Genomic DNA, 16667 nt, shown 5'->3' with positions numbered 1-16667 from the left:
CCGCCGGCGTTCCCTCGGTTGCCGGGCGCGTCGCGCCCGCGGCAACCTGCGTTCTCGGGAATTTCATGCTGGCTGGGGCTTCGGACGTTTCAACGCAGGGAGGCCGCAGCTTCTCCGGACTGCGCGAACGACTAAGAGACGCAACGTCGGCCGCGCACCGCGACCTCGACGCGCAGCTGTCGGCGTTCGATCTGACCGAGCTCTCCGGCTATCGGCGCTTTCTGCAAGCCAGCGCCGGCGCCTTGCTGCCGCTCGAGACGGCACTCGTCGAGGCCGACGTCAGCAGGGCTTTCCCGGACTGGCCGGAGCGGTCGCGAAGCGTGGCAATCCTGGCTGATCTCGAGCGCCTCGGCAGCGCGGTGCCGAGGCTGGTGTCCGTGTCCCCATTGACGCGCAGCGGCGTGCTGGGCACGATGTATGTGCTCGAAGGCTCCCGTCTCGGGGCAAAATTCCTGCTGAAGATGGTCGCGGATTCCGGCAATCCGCGCCTCCGCGAAGCTGTCGCCTATCTCAGTCACGGCACCGGCAGGCGGTTTTGGCAAAGTTTCCTGGCGAAGCTTGCAATCGACGAGCGTTGGGACGAAGACGAGGCGATCGCGGCGGCCCACATCGCCTTCGCCGCATTCGAGCAGGCGGCGGACCGGTCATGAACCAGGCCGTCAATCTCACCAATTGCGATCGCGAGCCGATCCACATTCCTGGCAGCGTGCAGCCGTTTGGCTTCCTGCTGGCCGTGCTCTCGGATTTCACGATCTGCATGGCGTCGGACAACGTCGAGAGCTTCCTTGGAACGGATGTTGCCGACCTGCTGCAGCGGCCGCTGTCGGGCGTGATCTCCGAGGCGGCGGTCGAAACGATCCGCAGCCGGGTCGATCATCTCGGCGGTCCGGATGCGACCGAGCGCCTGTTCGGCGTCGAGCTGCAGCCCGGCAAGCCACCCTTTGATCTTTCGATCCATCTCTCCGGCGTCTATCTGATCGTCGAGGCGGAGCCGAGCGTCCACGAGCCCGGCGTCAATTCCGGCGAGCTCGTGCGCTTGATGCTCGAACGGATCCGCAAGACGCGCGGAATGGCCGATCTTGCGCGCGAGGCGGCGCGTCAGCTTAAGGTGCTGACCGGCTTCGACCGCGTCATGGTCTATCAGTTTCACCCGGACGGGTCTGGCGAGGTGATCGCCGAGACGGCGGAGTCTGGGCTCGAATCCTTTTTCGGTCTGCGTTACCCCGCCTCCGACATCCCAAGGCAGGCGCGCGCGCTCTATCAGCGCAACTGGCTGCGCATCATCGCCGACGTCGACGCGCGGCCTGCCGCGCTGATGTCCACGGCCACGCATAATGCGGGACTGCTAGACCTGTCGATGAGCGTGCTGCGCTCGGTGTCGCCGATCCACATCGAATATCTGCGCAACATGGGCGTTGCCGCCTCCATGTCGGTGTCGATCCTGCGCGACGGCAAGCTGTGGGGTCTGTTTGCCTGCCACCATTATTCGCCGCGTTACATTTCGTTCGACAAGCGCACGGCCTCCGAGCTGTTCGGTCAGATGTTCTCGTGGATCGTGGAAGGCCGCGAGCGCGAGGGCGACGTCGCCTATGAGGCCCGCGCGCATCAGGTCCAGGAGCGATTGATCGAGATCGCGGCCTCGCATGAGCACAGCCGGCGGGCGATCGTCGATTTCCTGGGCGACTATCGCAAGATGATCGAGTGCGACGGCGTCGCAGTCTGGTCCGACAACAATATCGCGCTCGAGGGGGAGACCCCGACCGAAGACGAGGTGAAGGATCTCGTCGCCTTCATCAACCGGACTTCGCCGGGCCGGATCTTCGCCAGCGCCGAGATCGCCCAGGTCTACGCCGCCGGCCAGGCCTTCCGTGACCGCGCGGCGGGCTTTCTCGCCATCCCGATCTCGCGGACCCCGCGCGATTGCCTGATCTTCTTCCGCCGCGAAGTCACGCGATCGGTGAAATGGGCCGCCGATCCCAACAAGGTCTACGACGAAGGGCCGCATGGGCCGCGTCTGACCCCGCGCAAGAGCTTCGAGCTATGGCAGGAAACGGTGGCGGGGCAGTCGAAGCCGTGGTCGGCGGCCGATATCCGCATCGCCGAGAGCCTGCGCGTCACGCTGCTGGAGGTGATCCTGCAACTGTCCGACCTCGCCGCGCGCGAGCGCCGCGGGGCACAGGAGCGGCAGGAACTGATGATCGCCGAGCTCAATCATCGCGTCCGCAACATCCTGAGCCTCGTGCGCGCCCTGGTGGCGCAGAGCAAGGAGACTGCGACCGGCATCGAGGAGTTCGCCAGCGTGCTCGGCGGCCGCATCCAGGCCCTCGCGCGCGCCCACGACCAGATCACGAACCTGAACTGGGCACCCGTCGCGCTCCGCACCCTGGTCGAGTCCGAGGCCGGCGCCTATCTCGGTGCGCGCGCAGACCGGGTGAAGATGGGCGGTCCGGACGTCGCGCTCGATCCAAAGGCGTTCGCGACGCTGGCGCTCGTCGTTCATGAGATGATGACCAATTCCGCCAAGTACGGCGCGCTTGCCGATTCCACCGGCAGTGTCGAGGTGGTCTGGCGCCTCGACCCGTCTTCCAGCCTCGTCATCGAGTGGAAGGAGAGCGGCGGTCCGCCCGTGCAGCCGCCGTCGCGGCGCGGCTTCGGCACCACCATCATCGAGCGGTCGGTGCCGTTCGATCTCAAGGGCGATGCCGAGATCCGTTTCGACCTCCTGGGCGTCCAGGCGAAGTTCGTCATTCCGCCCAACTTCGTCCAGCTCGTCCCATCCATCGCGGGAGCCGCCATGCGTATCGAGGAGCAGCAATCTGCCCGTCCACGGATTTCCGACACGGCCCTGATCGTGGAGGACAACCTGATCATCGCGATGGCCGCGGAGGTCATCCTGCTCGACCTCGGCGCCCGCCACGTCGACACCGCCGCAACCGTCGACCAGGCACTGCGCTCGATCGAGCGTTCGCGGCCGAGCTTTGCTCTGCTCGATCTCAATCTCGGCAGCGAGAGCAGCATCAAGGTGGCGCAGAAGCTAAAGGAGATCGGGGTGCCCTTCATCTTCGCGACCGGCTATGGCGAGCGCGCGCCGATCCCCGAGCCATTGGCCTCCGCGCCGGTGGTCCAGAAGCCCTACACGCTGGAAGTGGTCGAAAATGCCCTCGGCAAATTGCAGCAGGCCGGCGCCCAATAGGCATCCCCTGACGAACAGCATGCATCGGCGTGCATGGCACAGCGGATTCGCATGCGGCTTTGCATAGCTGCCGCCAAAATCGGCAGATTTGGTGCGGGTCGAGATCGGGCGCGCGAGGAATTTGAAGGTTCAATTAAGAAGTGTCCCCCATTGTGTCGCGGTGCAGCGTAGGCCGCCAGGGCGCGGCGTGCGGCTGTCGGAGTGGCCGTGACGATCGCCGGAGTCGTTCGGCCCCTTTAATTCACATGCATCTGGGTGGACAGTGGGAATGCCGAAATTTCGTTTGCGGATCAGGGGACGCCTGTACGCAGGCTTCATGGCCCTGGTGGCGGTGGGTGTCGTGATGGCGGTGGTTGCCGTCTGGAATTTGCGGGACGTGCAGGATCAGGTCGCAAGACAATCCGCCCTCTCGGACAGCACGGCGCGGGTGCTGGAAATATCGGCCCATCTGCAGGCTATTCAGCGGGCCAATTTGCGCTACGTCTACGACGGCAACGAGTCCGCAATGAAGGAAGCGCAAGAGCGCGAGACCGCGGCGAGCGAGCTGCTCCGGGTCGGCGCTCAGGGGGCGCTCTCCGAGGAGCGGCGCGCGCTCTACAACGGCCTGATCGACGAGATCGCGAAAATGCGACGCCTGCGTGACAATCTCGGCGACGCCGTCAACGAGACGAGAACGGGCAAGGCGACGCTGCTGCCGAGTGGCGAGGACCTGGCCACCAAGACGAACAAGCTCGTCGACGTGGCGCGCGCCGCCGTCGATGAAGATACCGCTTCCCTCGTCGCCGATCTCGAATCCCGAATCCTGCTCGTGAGGATCGTAAATTGGCGTTTTCTGGCCCTTCGCGATGCGCAGGGCCCTGCGACCTTCAGGGCGAGCATCGACAGGGCATTACAACGGCTCGGGGCACTCGAAAAGAGCCCGCAGGCGGCGGCGTTGCGCGCCACGCTGGCGCCGGTGAAGACCTCGCTTGAAACCTACAAGACGGCGTTCGAGACGACCTCCGCAGCGATGCTTAAAGCGGACGAGATCTACCACAAGAGCCTCGCGCCCCTCATCGTCGACAGCATCGGCAAGCTCAAGGTGGCGGAAACGACGCTGAAGGAGGACTACCAGGCATCGCGCACCACCGCCGAGGCCGTGATCGCGGGAACGACGACCGTGCAGGAGATCGCCGGCGGCCTTGCCATCCTGTTCGGAGGCATCGTCGCCTTCCTGATCGCCCGCAGCATCGTCGGTCCGCTGACCTCGATGACGCAGGCGATGGGGCGACTTGCCGGCGGCAATCTCGAGGTCGAGATTCCCGGCCGGGGCAGGGCCGACGAGATCGGCGACATGGCCAAGGCGATCCAGGTCTTCAAGGACAACATGATCGAGACCGAGAGCATGCGCGCCGAGCAGGCCGAACTCGAGGCGCGGCAGGCCGAGAACCGCAGGAAAGACATGGCCAGGCTCGCCGATCAGTTCGAGCAGGCCGTCGGCGAGATCGTCAACACGGTGTCGTCGGCATCGGGCGAGCTCGAAGCCTCCGCCGGCACGTTGACGACGACTGCCGCGCGCGCCCAGGACCTCTCGACGGAGGTCGCCAGCGCTTCGCAGGAGGCCTCGGCCAATGTGCAGGCGGTCGCCTCTGCGACCGAGGAGCTCTCCTCCTCGGTCTCCGAGATCGCCCGCCAGGTGCAGGAATCCGCCCGCATCGCCACCGAGGCTGTCGGTCAGGCGAGCCGGACCAACGAGCGCGTCGGCGCGCTCTCCAAGGCCGCCGCGCGGATCGGCGACGTGGTCGAGCTCATCAGCACCATTGCCGGCCAGACCAACCTCTTGGCGCTGAACGCCACGATCGAGGCGGCGCGCGCGGGCGAAGCCGGCCGCGGCTTTGCCGTGGTCGCTACCGAGGTCAAGGCGCTCGCCGAGCAGACGGCAAGGGCCACCGGCGAGATCGCCCAGCAGGTCTCCGGCATCCAGGCCGCGACCGAGGAGTCGGTCGGCTCGATCCGGGAGATCAGCGGCACCATCGAGCGGCTGTCGGAGATCGCCTCGACGGTCGCAGCGGCCGTGGAGCAGCAGGGCGCGGCGACGCAGGAGATCTCCCGCAACGTCCAGCAGGCGGCCCAGGGCACCCAGCTCGTCTCGTCCAACATCGGCGACGTGCAGCGCGGCGCCTCCGAGACCGGCTCGGCCTCCTCGCAGGTGTTGTCGGCGGCGCGCTCGCTCTCGGCCGACAGCAACCGGTTGAAGCAGGAAGTCGCCAAGTTCCTCAGCTCGGTCCACGCCGCCTGACGTCTTGAAAGCAAGAGGCCACGCGGATGCGCGTGGCCTCGAACAGCGGCGCGATCAAGCCACCTTGGTCGTCATGTGCTTGAACATGTTGGCTCGCGCTTCGTCGTCCATCTCGGCCTTGAAGGTGAACTTGTCCTTCAGGGCGACTGCGCGCGCCGCCGCCGGGCGCGCCGAGATCTCGTCGACCAGCCGCTTCACATTCGGGTATCGCGCAAAGGCGTCGTCGCCGAGCTTGAACGGCACCATCCGCGCCCAGCCCCACAGCGCCATGTCGACGATCGAATAGCTGTCGCCGACCATGTAGCGGCGGTCCTTCAGGTGAGCGTCGAGGATCTTGTAGTGGCGGTCGGTCTCGTACTGATAGCGGTTATGGGCGTAGTCGTGGTTCTGGTCCTTCGGTGCGAAATGCTTGAAGTGCACAGCCTGACCGGAAAAGGGCCCGACGCCGCTCGCGACGAACATCAGCCAGGACAAGAGCTCGGCGCGGTTGGAGGGGAGGAATTTGCCGGTCTTCTCGGCGAGATAGAGCAGGATGGCGTTCGAATCGAACACGATGGTGCCGCCATCGTCGATCGCCGGCACCTTGCCGTTCGGATTGATCTTGAGGAATTCCGGCGTGAATTGCTCGCCCTTGCGGGTGTCGATCTTCACCGGCTCGAACGGCAGGCCGGATTCTTCGAGATAGAGCGCGACCTTGGTCGGGTTCGGTGATCCATTGAAATAGAACTTGAGCATCAAGCATCTCCCCGGTGTCTATATTGCCCCGCGCGGCCGCGGCCTCGTTGGGCGAGCCTGTCTTGCCTGAACCTCGCCCGAGAGAGCAACCGGCGAGTTTGCCGGGCGGTGTCTGCGCGGTACGCAGATCAGGCGGCGTAACAGAGGCCGATTGCCGCCGCGAGGACCATGGCCGCGCCCACGGCCTCCAGCCGCAGGCCGAGCCGCGCGGCGAGATGCATGTCGGAGGCCCGTGCCGCGCGCTCCGACCCGCGCGCATAGCCGTGGACGATAACGTCGTGGTTGAAATTGTCGTGCGCCTCGTTGCTGCTGGCGAGCCCGACGCAGATCACGAGCACGCCGAACAGCGCCAGGCCGAAGAATCCGAGCAGCGCGATCAGGAACATCGGAAACATGCCGATCAGGAAGATCGGCAGCAGCGGCACCAGCAGCAATGTCTCGGACTGTCGTCGCATGGGAGCCCAACCGGTCAGGAGGGGGCTAGTCGGGCGAATCTAGTCCTGGTTGGCGCGGCTTTCAACTCACGCCGCTGTCATTCCGGGGCGCGCCTCTTGGCGCGAGCCCGGAATCCATTGGGCGGCATGGGACGTGGCTCGATGGATTCCGGGTTCTCGCTTCGCGAGCCCCGGAATGACGGTGGGAAAGCTACTCCGCCGCCATTCCCGCGCGGATCTCGGCGCGCAGCTCGTCGATCAGCTTGAGGCCCTTCCTGGTCTCGACGTGCCAGAAGGTCCAGCCGTTGCAGGCCTGCGCGCCTTGCGCCACCGCGCCGATCCGGTGGATCGAGCCGACCTTGTCGCCAAGCATGATGGCGCCGTCGGCGCGCACCAGCGCCCCTAACTTCTTCTTGGCGTCGAACAGCTTGGTGCCGGGCATGATCATGCCGCGCTCGATCAGCTCGGAGAACGCAACGCGCGGCGCCTCGCGCGCGGTCATGAACGGGGCAAGGCTTTCTTCCGGCAACGGTTCGACCTTGGCGATGCGCGCCTCGGCCGCCTTGGCGTAGGTCTTGTCGCGCTCGAAGCCGACATAGGAGCGGCCGAGGCGCTTGGCGACCGCGCCGGTGGTGCCGGTGCCGTTGAACGGGTCGATGACGAGATCGCCGGGCTTGGACGAGGACAGCAGCACGCGCGCCAGCAGGCCTTCCGGCTTCTGCGTCGGATGCACTTTCTTGCCGTCGGCGCCCTTGAGGCGCTCCTCGCCGGTGCAGAGCGGGATCAGCCAGTCGGACCGCGCCTGCACGTCCTCGTTGGCCGCTTTCAGCGCCTCGTAGTTGAACGTGTAGCCCTTGGCTTTTTCGTCACGCGCGGCCCAGATCATGGTTTCGTGCGCGTTGGTGAAGCGGCGGCCGCGGAAATTCGGCATCGGATTGGTCTTGCGCCAGACGATGTCGTTCAGCAGCCAGAAGCCGAGGTCCTGCATGATGGCGCCGACGCGGAAGATGTTGTGATAGGAGCCGATCACCCAGATCGTCGCCGACGGCTTCATGGCGCGGCGTGCGGCGAGCAGCCAGGCGCGGGTGAAGTCGTCGTAGGCGGCAAACGAATCGAACTTGTCCCAGTCGTCGTTGACGGCATCGACATGGGATTCGTCGGGGCGCTTGAGGTCGCCCTTGAGCTGCAGATTGTAGGGCGGATCGGCGAACACCAGGTCGACGCTGCCTGCCTGCAGCTTCGACATCTCGGCGACGCAATCACCGACGATGATGCGATGCGAAGGGGACTCAAAATTTGTGCGGGGCGCCCTTGCAGACGCCCCGCGACGCGACTCTACCATGACTCAAGAACTCTGACTCAGGCGACGCTGTCGGCGACGCGGGACCAAACAACCGACTGCCCGTTACATTGAAGGGGCAAAGTAAAAATCGACTTAACCCGCCGCTTTCGTGAGCACTCCCCGCATGATCGTTCGCGCACAAATTGTTGCGCGCATTCGCCTTGTTTTACAGTGTATTTCGCGATTGCGCGGCTCGCGGGATCGATCGTGGCGGGAAAAAGGCTGTAAATTTCTCTCGGAAAAAACTGCTCGGCCCTCGGAAAAATTTGCTGGCATCGACAGGCTGTCGCACTAGGCAATTTTTGCCGGCCACGATATTGATAAAAGCAACGGAAATTTTACGTATGTGGCGCGTTGAGCTTTCGCGTTTCTGTGCGCCGTCGAAACTTAAATCAGGGACCCCAGAGGAAAGGCCGCCATGCGCTACGATGACTTCCGCCGCAGCGACGACATCGAGGATCGTCGCGACGAAGGTGGTGGCTTTGGCGGAGGCGGAGGCGGCGGGTTCGGCCTGCCGATGGGCGGTGGCGGGCTTGGCATCGGCACCATCATCATCCTCGGCCTGGTCGGCTACGCCTTCGGCATCGATCCCCGCATCCTGATCGGCGGCGCCGAGATCCTCTCCGGCGGCGGCCATGCGCCGACCTATCAGACCGATCGTCAGGCCTCCTCCGGCAAGCGCGGCGCGCCGACCGACGAGATGGGCAGCATGATCTCCGGCATCCTCGGCGAGCTCGACGATCGCTGGAGCGAGATCTTCCAGGCCAACGGCCAGTCGTACACCGGTCCGAAGATCGTGCTGTTCCGCAACGCCACCAATGGCGGTCGCTGCGGCATGGCGCAGTCGGCCATGGGGCCGTTCTATTGTCCGCCCGACCGGACCATCTTCCTGGACACCGCCTTCTTCCGCGAGGTCGAGACCCGCTTTCGCGGCTGCTCCGGCAAGTCGGCGTGCAATTTCACCACCGCCTACATCATCGCGCACGAGGTCGGCCATCACATCCAGAACCTGCTCGGCATCATTCCGCGCGTGACGCGGCTGCAGCAGCAGGTCGGCTCGAAGGCCGAGGCCAATGCGCTCCAGGTCAAGGTGGAGTTGCAGGCCGATTGTCTGTCCGGCGTCTGGGTCAACCGTGAGGCGAAGAAGCGTCCGAACTTCCTCGAGCCCGGCGACATCGAGGCGGCGCTGACCACGGCGAGCGCGATCGGCGACGACACGCTGCAACGCCAGGCCACCGGCCGCGTGGTACCCGACTCCTTCACCCACGGCTCGGCGGCGCAACGCAAGCAATGGTTCATGATCGGCTACCAGCAGGGCACGGTCCAGGCCTGCAACACGTTCGGTGCGGGGGCGTTGTAACGCGTCAGCCCCGGAACGACGAGCGAGGGTGAAGAATGGCCTCCATCGACGAATCCAAACAATTCATCCCGCTCAACATTGCGGTGCTCACGGTGTCCGACACGCGCGCGCTTGCGGACGACAAGTCCGGTCAGACCCTCGCCGATCGTCTCACCGCTGCGGGTCATCATCTCGCCGCGCGCGAGATCGTCACCGATGATGTCGAGGCGATCCGCGCCGTGATCCGCCGCTGGATCGCCGATAGCGGCATCGACGTCGTCATCACCACCGGCGGCACCGGCTTTACCGGGCGCGACGTCACGCCCGAGGCGATCGAGCCGCTGTTCGAGAAGCGCATGGACGGCTTCTCGATCGCCTTCCACATGCTGAGCCATGCCAAGATCGGGGCGTCGACGATCCAGAGTCGCGCCACCGCCGGCGTGGCGGGCGCGACCTACATCTTCTGCCTGCCGGGCTCGCCCGGCGCCTGCCGCGACGGCTGGGACGGCATCCTGGCGGCTCAGCTCGACTACCGCACGCGCCCCTGCAATTTCGTCGAGATCATGCCGCGGCTGGACGAGCATCTGCGCCGGCCGAAAGCGCAGGGCGCGACGGTGTGAGTTCTTGCTTTTCTTCCCTTCACCCCTTGTGGGAGAAGGTGGCGCGAAGCGCCGGATGAGGGGTTCTCTCCGCGCGCACCAATGCTTGTGGAGACATACCCCTCACCCAAGCGAGCTTGCGTTTGCTAGTTGACATGCCCTCTCCCGCAAGGGGAGAGGGCGCAGCCACGCGCATCTCGCTCGCTGCGAGATCAGAGATCCAGCTCCCACGTCTCGCCGACCAGGTCGGCACCGAAGCTGTGATGCGGCTCCGTCGCGACCAGCTTGAATCCCGCGCTTTGATAAATCCCGCGCGCAGCCACCAAAATGCTCTGCGTCCACAGCGTCATCTTGCTGTAGCCGCGCTCGCGGGCGCCCTGGATGCATTGCTCGACGAGGGCGCGGCCGACGCCGAGGCCCCGTGCTTTCTTCTCAACCTGCAACAGGCGGAGTTTGGCGATCTCGTCCGTGGCCTTGACCAGGAACACCGAGCCGACCGGCTCGCCACCGACCTCCGCGATCCAGCAGTGCTCGCGCGCGGCGTCGTAATTCCTGATGAACTGTGCGCAGATCTCGGCGACCAGCGCCTCGTAACTGATGTCCCAATTGTAGTCCGCAGCATAGGCGGCGCCCTGGCGGGAGATCACCCAGCCCATGTCGCCGACGCGATGGCTGCGCAGCATGAAAGAAGCGGGCGGGCTTCGGCGTTGCTCCAGCACGGCCTCGATCGTGGCCATCGCCTGCGTGAGCCGGGTCGCATCGCCAGGCGAAAGCTGAGCCAGCATCGCGGCGACCTCGTTTTGCGAGTTCAGGTTCAGCTTGGCGAAAGCCTGCCGGCCTTTGGCGGTCAGGCTGAGCTGGTACTGCCTGCGGTCCGCGGGCAGCGGCTTTCGCGTGATCAGCCCCTTCTCGTCGAAGCTCTGGACGATGCGGCTGAGATAGCCGGGATCGAGACCGAGCTCGTGTCCGATCTCTTTTGCGGCAAGGTCGTCGCGATGGGCGAGCTCGTAGAGCACCCGCGCCTCGCTGAGCGAGAACGGACTCTTGCCGAGGTGCTGGTCGAGCACACCGAGCTTGCGGGTGTAAAAGCGGTTGAAGGCGCGAACCGCCGCGACGGGGTCGCCGGCAGCCTGTTCGGCCACGGCGCTTGACGGCAAAGCTTTCGATAGCATGGGATCACCTCGATATTTGCCATTGTCAATTAATTGATTGACGTTGGCAAGTATCTCGGCGCTTCAGCCGACCATGACAATCCGGCTGCGCAGCATGGTCCGGGACGACCGGCCGAGCCGCCGGAGCAGCCGCGCCTCGGAATGCCGGGCGTGGGGCGGGTATCCGCCGATCCGGTCGTAATGATCGCGCGCGATCAGCAGCCCTTGATCGCCGAGCGGGCCGACGAGCCTGCGCGCCACCGCCCAGAGGACGTCGCGCACTGCGGTATTTGCGTAAGGCGAGCGGGCATAGCGGAACACCGCGGCACGATCCCGGCCGCTGGTGGCGACGGCCTGGATGAACTGGGTGGTTTCCTCGATCCAGCCGGTTTCCAGCACAGCGCCGGCAGGCAGGAACATCAGCCAGGGCGATCGGGCCTGGAGCGCGCCGGCGGCGAGCGCAGCGCCTTGCGAATGCCCTTCGAAGCCGATGAAACGGCAGCCCGCGACGTCGGCAACGCGCTCGATAACGCCGTTGCGCGTGCCGTCGACCAGAAGCACTTCCCGGATTACGCCGGCTGTGGCGCCGGGCACCAGCGCGGCCAGGGTTGCGACCGCCGTCTGCTCGACACCTTCGGTCGGAATGATGACGCTCAGCATGATTGAGGCTTCAGTTTCCGCACTTCGGGAGAAGCGTAGCGTTGCATGATGTTGTCATAAACCCGTCGCGCTGCCGAGTGCAACTTTCGGAAGGGGCTTCGGCGTGCGATGGTAAACTGCCGCGAGTTCATCGCGGCCAGATGTGCCAGGCGCGGCTGGTAATATTGCCGAATGTTTCGGCACAAGCCGATCCTGACGGTATTAACCCCGAATGCTTCGTGGCGACGTTTCGCTGCCCGGGAGAGACTTTGCATGAACGCCGATCACCTCGCCGTTGGCACCGCGCCAACATCGCCGAAGCAGGAGGCCGCGCCGACCTTGCGGATCCGGGCGCTGATGCTGGGCGACCGCATCAACGCGTCTGGCCTCGAGATCGGCACGCTGGTGTCCTCGACGCCGGCCGCCTTCCGCGTTCATGCCGGCCTTGCCGTGATCTTTCGCTACGGCGTCGTCGTGCTGATCGGGCTGTTGCCGTCGGAGGAGAAGGTCCTCGTCGACAACCTGAGATCGCGCGTGACCGGAGAGTTCAGCCCCTACGAGGAGGAGATCGCGCAGGCGCAGCTCTGCAACGAGGAAGCCGGCGAGACGATCCAGCCGGGCGGGCCGATCTGCCTCGCCAAGTTCTCCGACGACCGGCTGCTGCTGGTTGCGGACGCACTCGCCAAGAGCACGTCGCTGGCGCGCGACGAGCGGCGCGTCGCCGCGGTCTTCGACGTCATCGAGCCGTTTGCACGGGAGCTCGCCGAGCGCGGTCGCACGCCGCAACGGCGCAAGGGTATCCTGCAATTGATCGGCAACGCGCTGCTGGTGCAGCAGCGGGTCGCCGGCCGCGTCGCCGTCGCCGAGAAGCCCGACGTGCTCTGGGAGAAGCCCGAGCTCGACCGGCTCTATTCGCGCCTGGAGGACGAATACGAACTGAAGGAGCGCCTCGACACGCTCGAGCGCAAGCTTGCCGCGGTGTCGGAGACCGCCAACGCGCTGACCGATATCATCGATACCCAGCGCTCGCTCCGCCTGGAGATCGCCGTCGTGGTGCTGATCCTGATCGAGGTCGCGATGGGGACTTTTCAGCTCCTGACCGGCCGCGGTCACTAAGCATGATGAGATCAGGTTTGATTGCTATAACGTAAGTGCACTCCCTCTCCCGCTTGCGGAGAGGGTGTTTTCGCAACGGGATAACGCCCTAGATCAGAGCCGCGCAATGGCGCGCGATCATCATCTCTTCGTTGGTGGGAATGACGAAGACCTCGACCATGCTGCCGCTGCCGTTGATGCGCTCGCGCGCGGCATCGTTGCTTGCGGCGTCGATGCGCACGCCCATCCAGGCGAGACGCTCGCCGATCGCGCCGCGGATCTCCTTGGCATGTTCGCCGATGCCGCCGGTGAAGATCAGGCAGTCCAGGCCGCCGAGCGTGGCCGCCATCATCGCGACCTGCTGCGCCGCACGGAAGGTGAAGAGATCCACGGCTTCACGCGCCGCAGCCTCGCGGCTCGCCAGCAGCGTGCGCATGTCGGCGGATATCCCTGAGACGCCGAACAGGCCTGACTCGTGATAGAGCAGGTGCTGGACATCCTCGACCGACATGTTCTCGTGCTGTTGCAGATAGAGCAGCACGCCCGGATCGATCGTACCGCAACGCGTGCCCATCACGAGGCCGTCGAGCGGCGTCAGCCCCATCGTGGTGTCGATGCTGTGGCCATCGCGCAGGGCGCAGAGGCTGGCGCCATTGCCGAGATGCGCGATGACAGTGCGCTTGGCCACGAGCTCCGGCGCGATCTCGGCCAGGCGTCCCGCGACATATTCGAACGAGAGGCCGTGAAAGCCGTACCGCCTGACGCCACGCGCCTCGAATCGCCGGGGAATGGCGAAGCGGCTCGCCGGCGGCGCGAGGCCGTGGTGGAAGGCGGTGTCGAAGCACGCGATCTGCGTCAGCTCGGGCCGGATCGCCGCGAGCGTTCGCGCCGGCGCGAGGCAGCGCGGCTGGTGCAGCGGCGCCAGCGGCGTCAAGGCCTCCAGTTTCGCAATGATGTCGTCTGTCAGGACCTCCGGGCCTGAATAATCCGGCCCGCCGTGGACGATGCGATGGCCGATGGCCCGCAGGCTGCGTCCACCGAACCGGTCCTCGATGAAGGTGAGTACGTCCGCGAACAGATGGCCGCCGGCTGCCGCCGGCGCCTGCTTGCTTGTCTCGAACAGGTCTTCGCCCCTGGGGCCCTTCACCACCAGCCGGGGTTTGGCCTCGTGCTCGTCCAGCAGGCCCTTGCAGAGCAGGGCGGGCTCGGCCGCCGCGACATCGAACAGGCCGAACTTGATGCTCGACGATCCCGAGTTGAGGACGAGGACCGTGTCCGACATCGCTAATCGCCGGCCTCGGCCGGCGTGTTGCCGCCGGCGCTGTTTTGCCAGACCCAGTCACGAATCTCAGGCATGTCTTCACCGTGCTCGCGGACATAACGGGAGTGTTCGATCAGTCTGTCGCGGAATTGCTGCTTCACCTGAGCGGCCTTGGTCGCCAGTCCCGGCACGCGTTCGATCGCCTCGATCGCGAGGTGGTAGCGGTCGAGTTCGTTGAGCACGACCATGTCGAAGGGCGTCGTCGTGGTGCCCTCCTCGGCAAAGCCGCGCACATGCATGCCGGCATGGTTGGTGCGATTATAGGTCAGCCGGTGAATGAGATAGGGATAGCCGTGATAGGCAAAGATCACAGGCTTGTCGCGCGTGAACAGGCTGTCGAAGTCGCGGTCGGACAGGCCGTGCGGATGCTGCTCCCTCGGCTGCAGCGTCATGAGGTCGACGACGTTGACGACGCGGATCTTCAAGTCCGGCAGCGCCTTGCGTAGGAGGTCGACGGCAGCGAGCGTCTCCAGCGTCGGCACGTCGCCGGCGCAGGCCATGACGACGTCGGGCTCGCCCTTTCCGTCCTCCGTGCCCGCCCAGGTCCAGATGCCGATGCCGGCATCGCAATGCGTCGCCGCGTCCTGCATCGACAGCCATTGCGGCGCCGGCTGCTTGCCGGCGACGATTACGTTGATGCGGTTATAGGTGCGCAGGCAGTGGTCGGCGATCCAGAGCAGCGTGTTGGCATCCGGCGGGAAGTAGATGCGGACGATGTCGGCCTTCTTGTTGGCGACGAGATCGACGAAACCGGGGTCCTGATGGCTGAAGCCGTTATGGTCCTGGCGCCAGACATGCGAGGTCAGCAGATAATTGAGCGAGGCGATCGGACGCCGCCACGGCAGCTCCCGCGTCACCTTCAGCCATTTGGCGTGCTGGTTGAACATGGAATCCACGATGTGGATGAAGGCCTCGTAGCAGGAGAAGAAGCCGTGCCGTCCGGTGAGCAGATAGCCCTCCAGCCAGCCCTGGCAGAGATGCTCGCTCAGCACCTCCATGACGCGGCCGTCCTGGGCGAGGTGCACGTCGTAAGGCTCGGTGGGCTCCATCCAGACGCGTTCGGTGGCTTCGAACACTGCGTCGAGCCGGTTCGATGCCGTCTCGTCCGGGCCCATGATGCGGAAGTTGCGCTCCTTCGCGTTGAGGCGGATGACATCGCGCAGGAATTTGCCGAGCTCGCGCGTCGCTTCCGCAACGACTTCGCCGGGCTGCGTCACCTCGATCGCGAAGCTGCGGAAGTCGGGCAGCTTCAGCTCCTTCTTCAGCACGCCGCCATTGGCATGCGGATTGGCGCCCATGCGCCTGACGCCTTCGGGCGCAAGCGCCTGAAGCTCGGCAACGAGCGCGCCGTTGCCATCGAACAGCTTTTCCGGCTCGTAACTGCGCATCCAGTCTTCGAGCACCTTGAGATGCTCCGGGTTCTCGCGGCAGCCTGCGACTGGCACCTGATGCGCGCGCCAGAAGCCCTCCACCTTCTTGCCGTCGACCTCCTTCGGGCCGGTCCAGCCCTTGGGGCTGCGCAGCACGATCATCGGCCAGCGCGGCCGCTCGACGGTTGTGCGGCCGTCGCGGGCATGTTGCTGGATCGAGCGGATGCTGGCGAATGCAACGTCGAGCGCATCGGCCATGGCCTGGTGCATCAATTTGGGATCGTCGCCGCTGACGAACAGCGGCTCGTGGCCGAACCCGCGCAAGAGGTCGCGGATCTCCGCGTCCTGCATCCGCCCAAGCACGGTGGGGCCCGCGATCTTGTAGCCGTTGAGATGCAGGATCGGCAGCACCGCCCCGTCATGGGCAGGGTTCAGGAACTTGTTGGAGTGCCAGGACGCAGCGAGCGGGCCGGTCTCGGCCTCGCCGTCGCCGACCACGCAGGCGACAATCAAATCCGGGTTGTCGAATGCGGCGCCATAGGCGTGCACCAGCGCATAGCCGAGCTCGCCGCCCTCGTGGATCGAGCCCGGCGTTTCCGGCGCCGCGTGGCTCGGGATGCCGCCGGGGAAGGAGAACTGCCGAAACAGCTTGCGCAATCCGTCCGCGTCGCGCGCAATATCGGGATAGATCTCGCTGTAGCTGCCTTCGAGATAAGTGTTGGCGACCATGCCCGGACCGCCATGGCCGGGACCGCAGACATAGATCACGCTGACATCGAGCGCGCGGATGACGCGGTTGAGATGGGCATAGATGAAGTTCAGCCCCGGCGTCGTGCCCCAATGTCCGAGCAGACGCGGCTTGATGTGCTCGGGCCGCAGCGGCTCGCGCAGCAGCGGATTGTCGAGCAGGTAGATTTGCCCGACCGAGAGGTAGTTGGCGGCGCGCCAATAGCGATCGAGCAGATCGAGGTCGCTGCTCGCTTCGGCCGTTTTTTGTTGGATTGTCATGTTCCTGCCGACCTTCACTTCGCGATCGTCACCAACCCGGTTCCGGGGCGATCGATCCGTCGGGCATGAAACGGGATGGTCGTGACGGCCGTGTTGCGTGAGGTCAAAGGCAGGCGCGCGAAGTTTGGGCAGCTCTACTGTGCATGGGGTTGTTTTCACGTTT

At 65.4% G+C, this 16667-nt stretch carries 13 protein-coding genes; 6 read left to right on the top strand and 7 right to left on the bottom strand.

Features of this window, described 5'->3' with window-relative positions; genetic code table 11:
* Window positions 1–65 precede the first annotated feature (65 nt).
* The 3 genes from I6F21_RS33425 to I6F21_RS33415 all read left to right on the top strand — a co-directional run bounded on the left by I6F21_RS33425 (window position 66) and on the right by I6F21_RS33415 (window position 5471).
* A complete protein-coding gene (locus I6F21_RS33425) occupies window positions 66–650 on the top strand; it encodes a biliverdin-producing heme oxygenase (protein ID WP_225141514.1) in 585 nt (194 codons plus the stop codon).
* Window positions 647–3193, top strand: coding sequence for an HWE histidine kinase domain-containing protein (locus tag I6F21_RS33420; RefSeq protein WP_225141516.1), 2547 nt, complete (start codon window positions 647–649; stop codon window positions 3191–3193). Before I6F21_RS33425 ends, I6F21_RS33420 begins: the two co-directional genes overlap by 4 nt.
* Window positions 3194–3461: 268 nt before the next feature.
* A complete protein-coding gene (locus I6F21_RS33415) occupies window positions 3462–5471 on the top strand; it encodes a methyl-accepting chemotaxis protein (protein WP_036037221.1) in 2010 nt (669 codons plus the stop codon).
* A gap of 54 nt (window positions 5472–5525) precedes the next feature.
* Here I6F21_RS33415 and I6F21_RS33410 read toward each other — a convergent pair whose 3' ends face one another.
* The 3 genes from I6F21_RS33410 to I6F21_RS33400 all read right to left on the bottom strand — a co-directional run bounded on the left by I6F21_RS33410 (window position 5526) and on the right by I6F21_RS33400 (window position 7982).
* The gene (locus I6F21_RS33410) at window positions 5526–6206 is read right to left on the bottom strand and encodes a glutathione S-transferase family protein (protein WP_225141518.1); all 681 of its coding nucleotides are present in this window, start codon (window positions 6204–6206) and stop codon (window positions 5526–5528) included.
* Window positions 6207–6334: 128 nt separating this feature from the next.
* On the bottom strand, window positions 6335–6661 hold the full coding sequence (locus tag I6F21_RS33405) for a hypothetical protein (protein WP_036024861.1): 327 nt from the start codon (window positions 6659–6661) through the stop codon (window positions 6335–6337).
* A gap of 190 nt (window positions 6662–6851) precedes the next feature.
* Complete coding sequence (locus I6F21_RS33400; protein WP_036024862.1) at window positions 6852–7982, bottom strand: site-specific DNA-methyltransferase; 1131 nt, start codon at window positions 7980–7982, stop codon at window positions 6852–6854.
* Window positions 7983–8400: 418 nt separating this feature from the next.
* On the opposite strand from I6F21_RS33400, the gene I6F21_RS33395 reads away from it, so the two are divergent.
* On the top strand, window positions 8401–9342 hold the full coding sequence (locus I6F21_RS33395; protein WP_036006315.1) for a neutral zinc metallopeptidase: 942 nt from the start codon (window positions 8401–8403) through the stop codon (window positions 9340–9342).
* A gap of 35 nt (window positions 9343–9377) precedes the next feature.
* Entirely contained in the window at window positions 9378–9941 is a 564-nt protein-coding gene (moaB, locus tag I6F21_RS33390; RefSeq protein WP_036037229.1) for a molybdenum cofactor biosynthesis protein B, read from the top strand.
* A 191-nt stretch (window positions 9942–10132) separates the two neighbouring features.
* On the opposite strand, the gene I6F21_RS33385 is transcribed toward moaB, so the two are convergent.
* Both I6F21_RS33385 and I6F21_RS33380 read right to left on the bottom strand, forming a co-directional pair.
* On the bottom strand, window positions 10133–11092 hold the full coding sequence (locus tag I6F21_RS33385; protein WP_225141520.1) for a helix-turn-helix domain-containing GNAT family N-acetyltransferase: 960 nt from the start codon (window positions 11090–11092) through the stop codon (window positions 10133–10135).
* Between the two features lie 63 nt (window positions 11093–11155).
* Window positions 11156–11731: a glycosyl transferase gene (locus I6F21_RS33380; protein ID WP_128263049.1), complete on the bottom strand. Its 576-nt coding sequence runs from the start codon at window positions 11729–11731 to the stop codon at window positions 11156–11158.
* Window positions 11732–11983: 252 nt separating this feature from the next.
* On the opposite strand from I6F21_RS33380, the gene I6F21_RS33375 reads away from it, so the two are divergent.
* Window positions 11984–12826, top strand: coding sequence for an RMD1 family protein (locus tag I6F21_RS33375; RefSeq protein ID WP_036024879.1), 843 nt, complete (start codon window positions 11984–11986; stop codon window positions 12824–12826).
* Between the two features lie 88 nt (window positions 12827–12914).
* Here I6F21_RS33375 and I6F21_RS33370 read toward each other — a convergent pair whose 3' ends face one another.
* Both I6F21_RS33370 and I6F21_RS33365 read right to left on the bottom strand, forming a co-directional pair.
* Window positions 12915–14087 carry an acetate/propionate family kinase gene (locus tag I6F21_RS33370; RefSeq protein WP_225141522.1) on the bottom strand — a complete coding sequence of 391 codons (1173 nt, stop codon included), beginning with the start codon at window positions 14085–14087 and terminating at the stop codon, window positions 12915–12917.
* Window positions 14088–14089: 2 nt separating this feature from the next.
* On the bottom strand, window positions 14090–16504 hold the full coding sequence (locus tag I6F21_RS33365) for a phosphoketolase family protein (protein ID WP_225141524.1): 2415 nt from the start codon (window positions 16502–16504) through the stop codon (window positions 14090–14092).
* Window positions 16505–16667: the final 163 nt, after the last annotated feature.

Source organism: Bradyrhizobium sp. NBAIM03 (assembly GCF_020194055.1).
GTDB lineage: Bacteria > Pseudomonadota > Alphaproteobacteria > Rhizobiales > Xanthobacteraceae > Bradyrhizobium > Bradyrhizobium yuanmingense.
The sequence above is the reverse complement of the archived record's forward strand: the minus strand, read 5'-3'. Positions and strand labels throughout refer to the sequence as shown.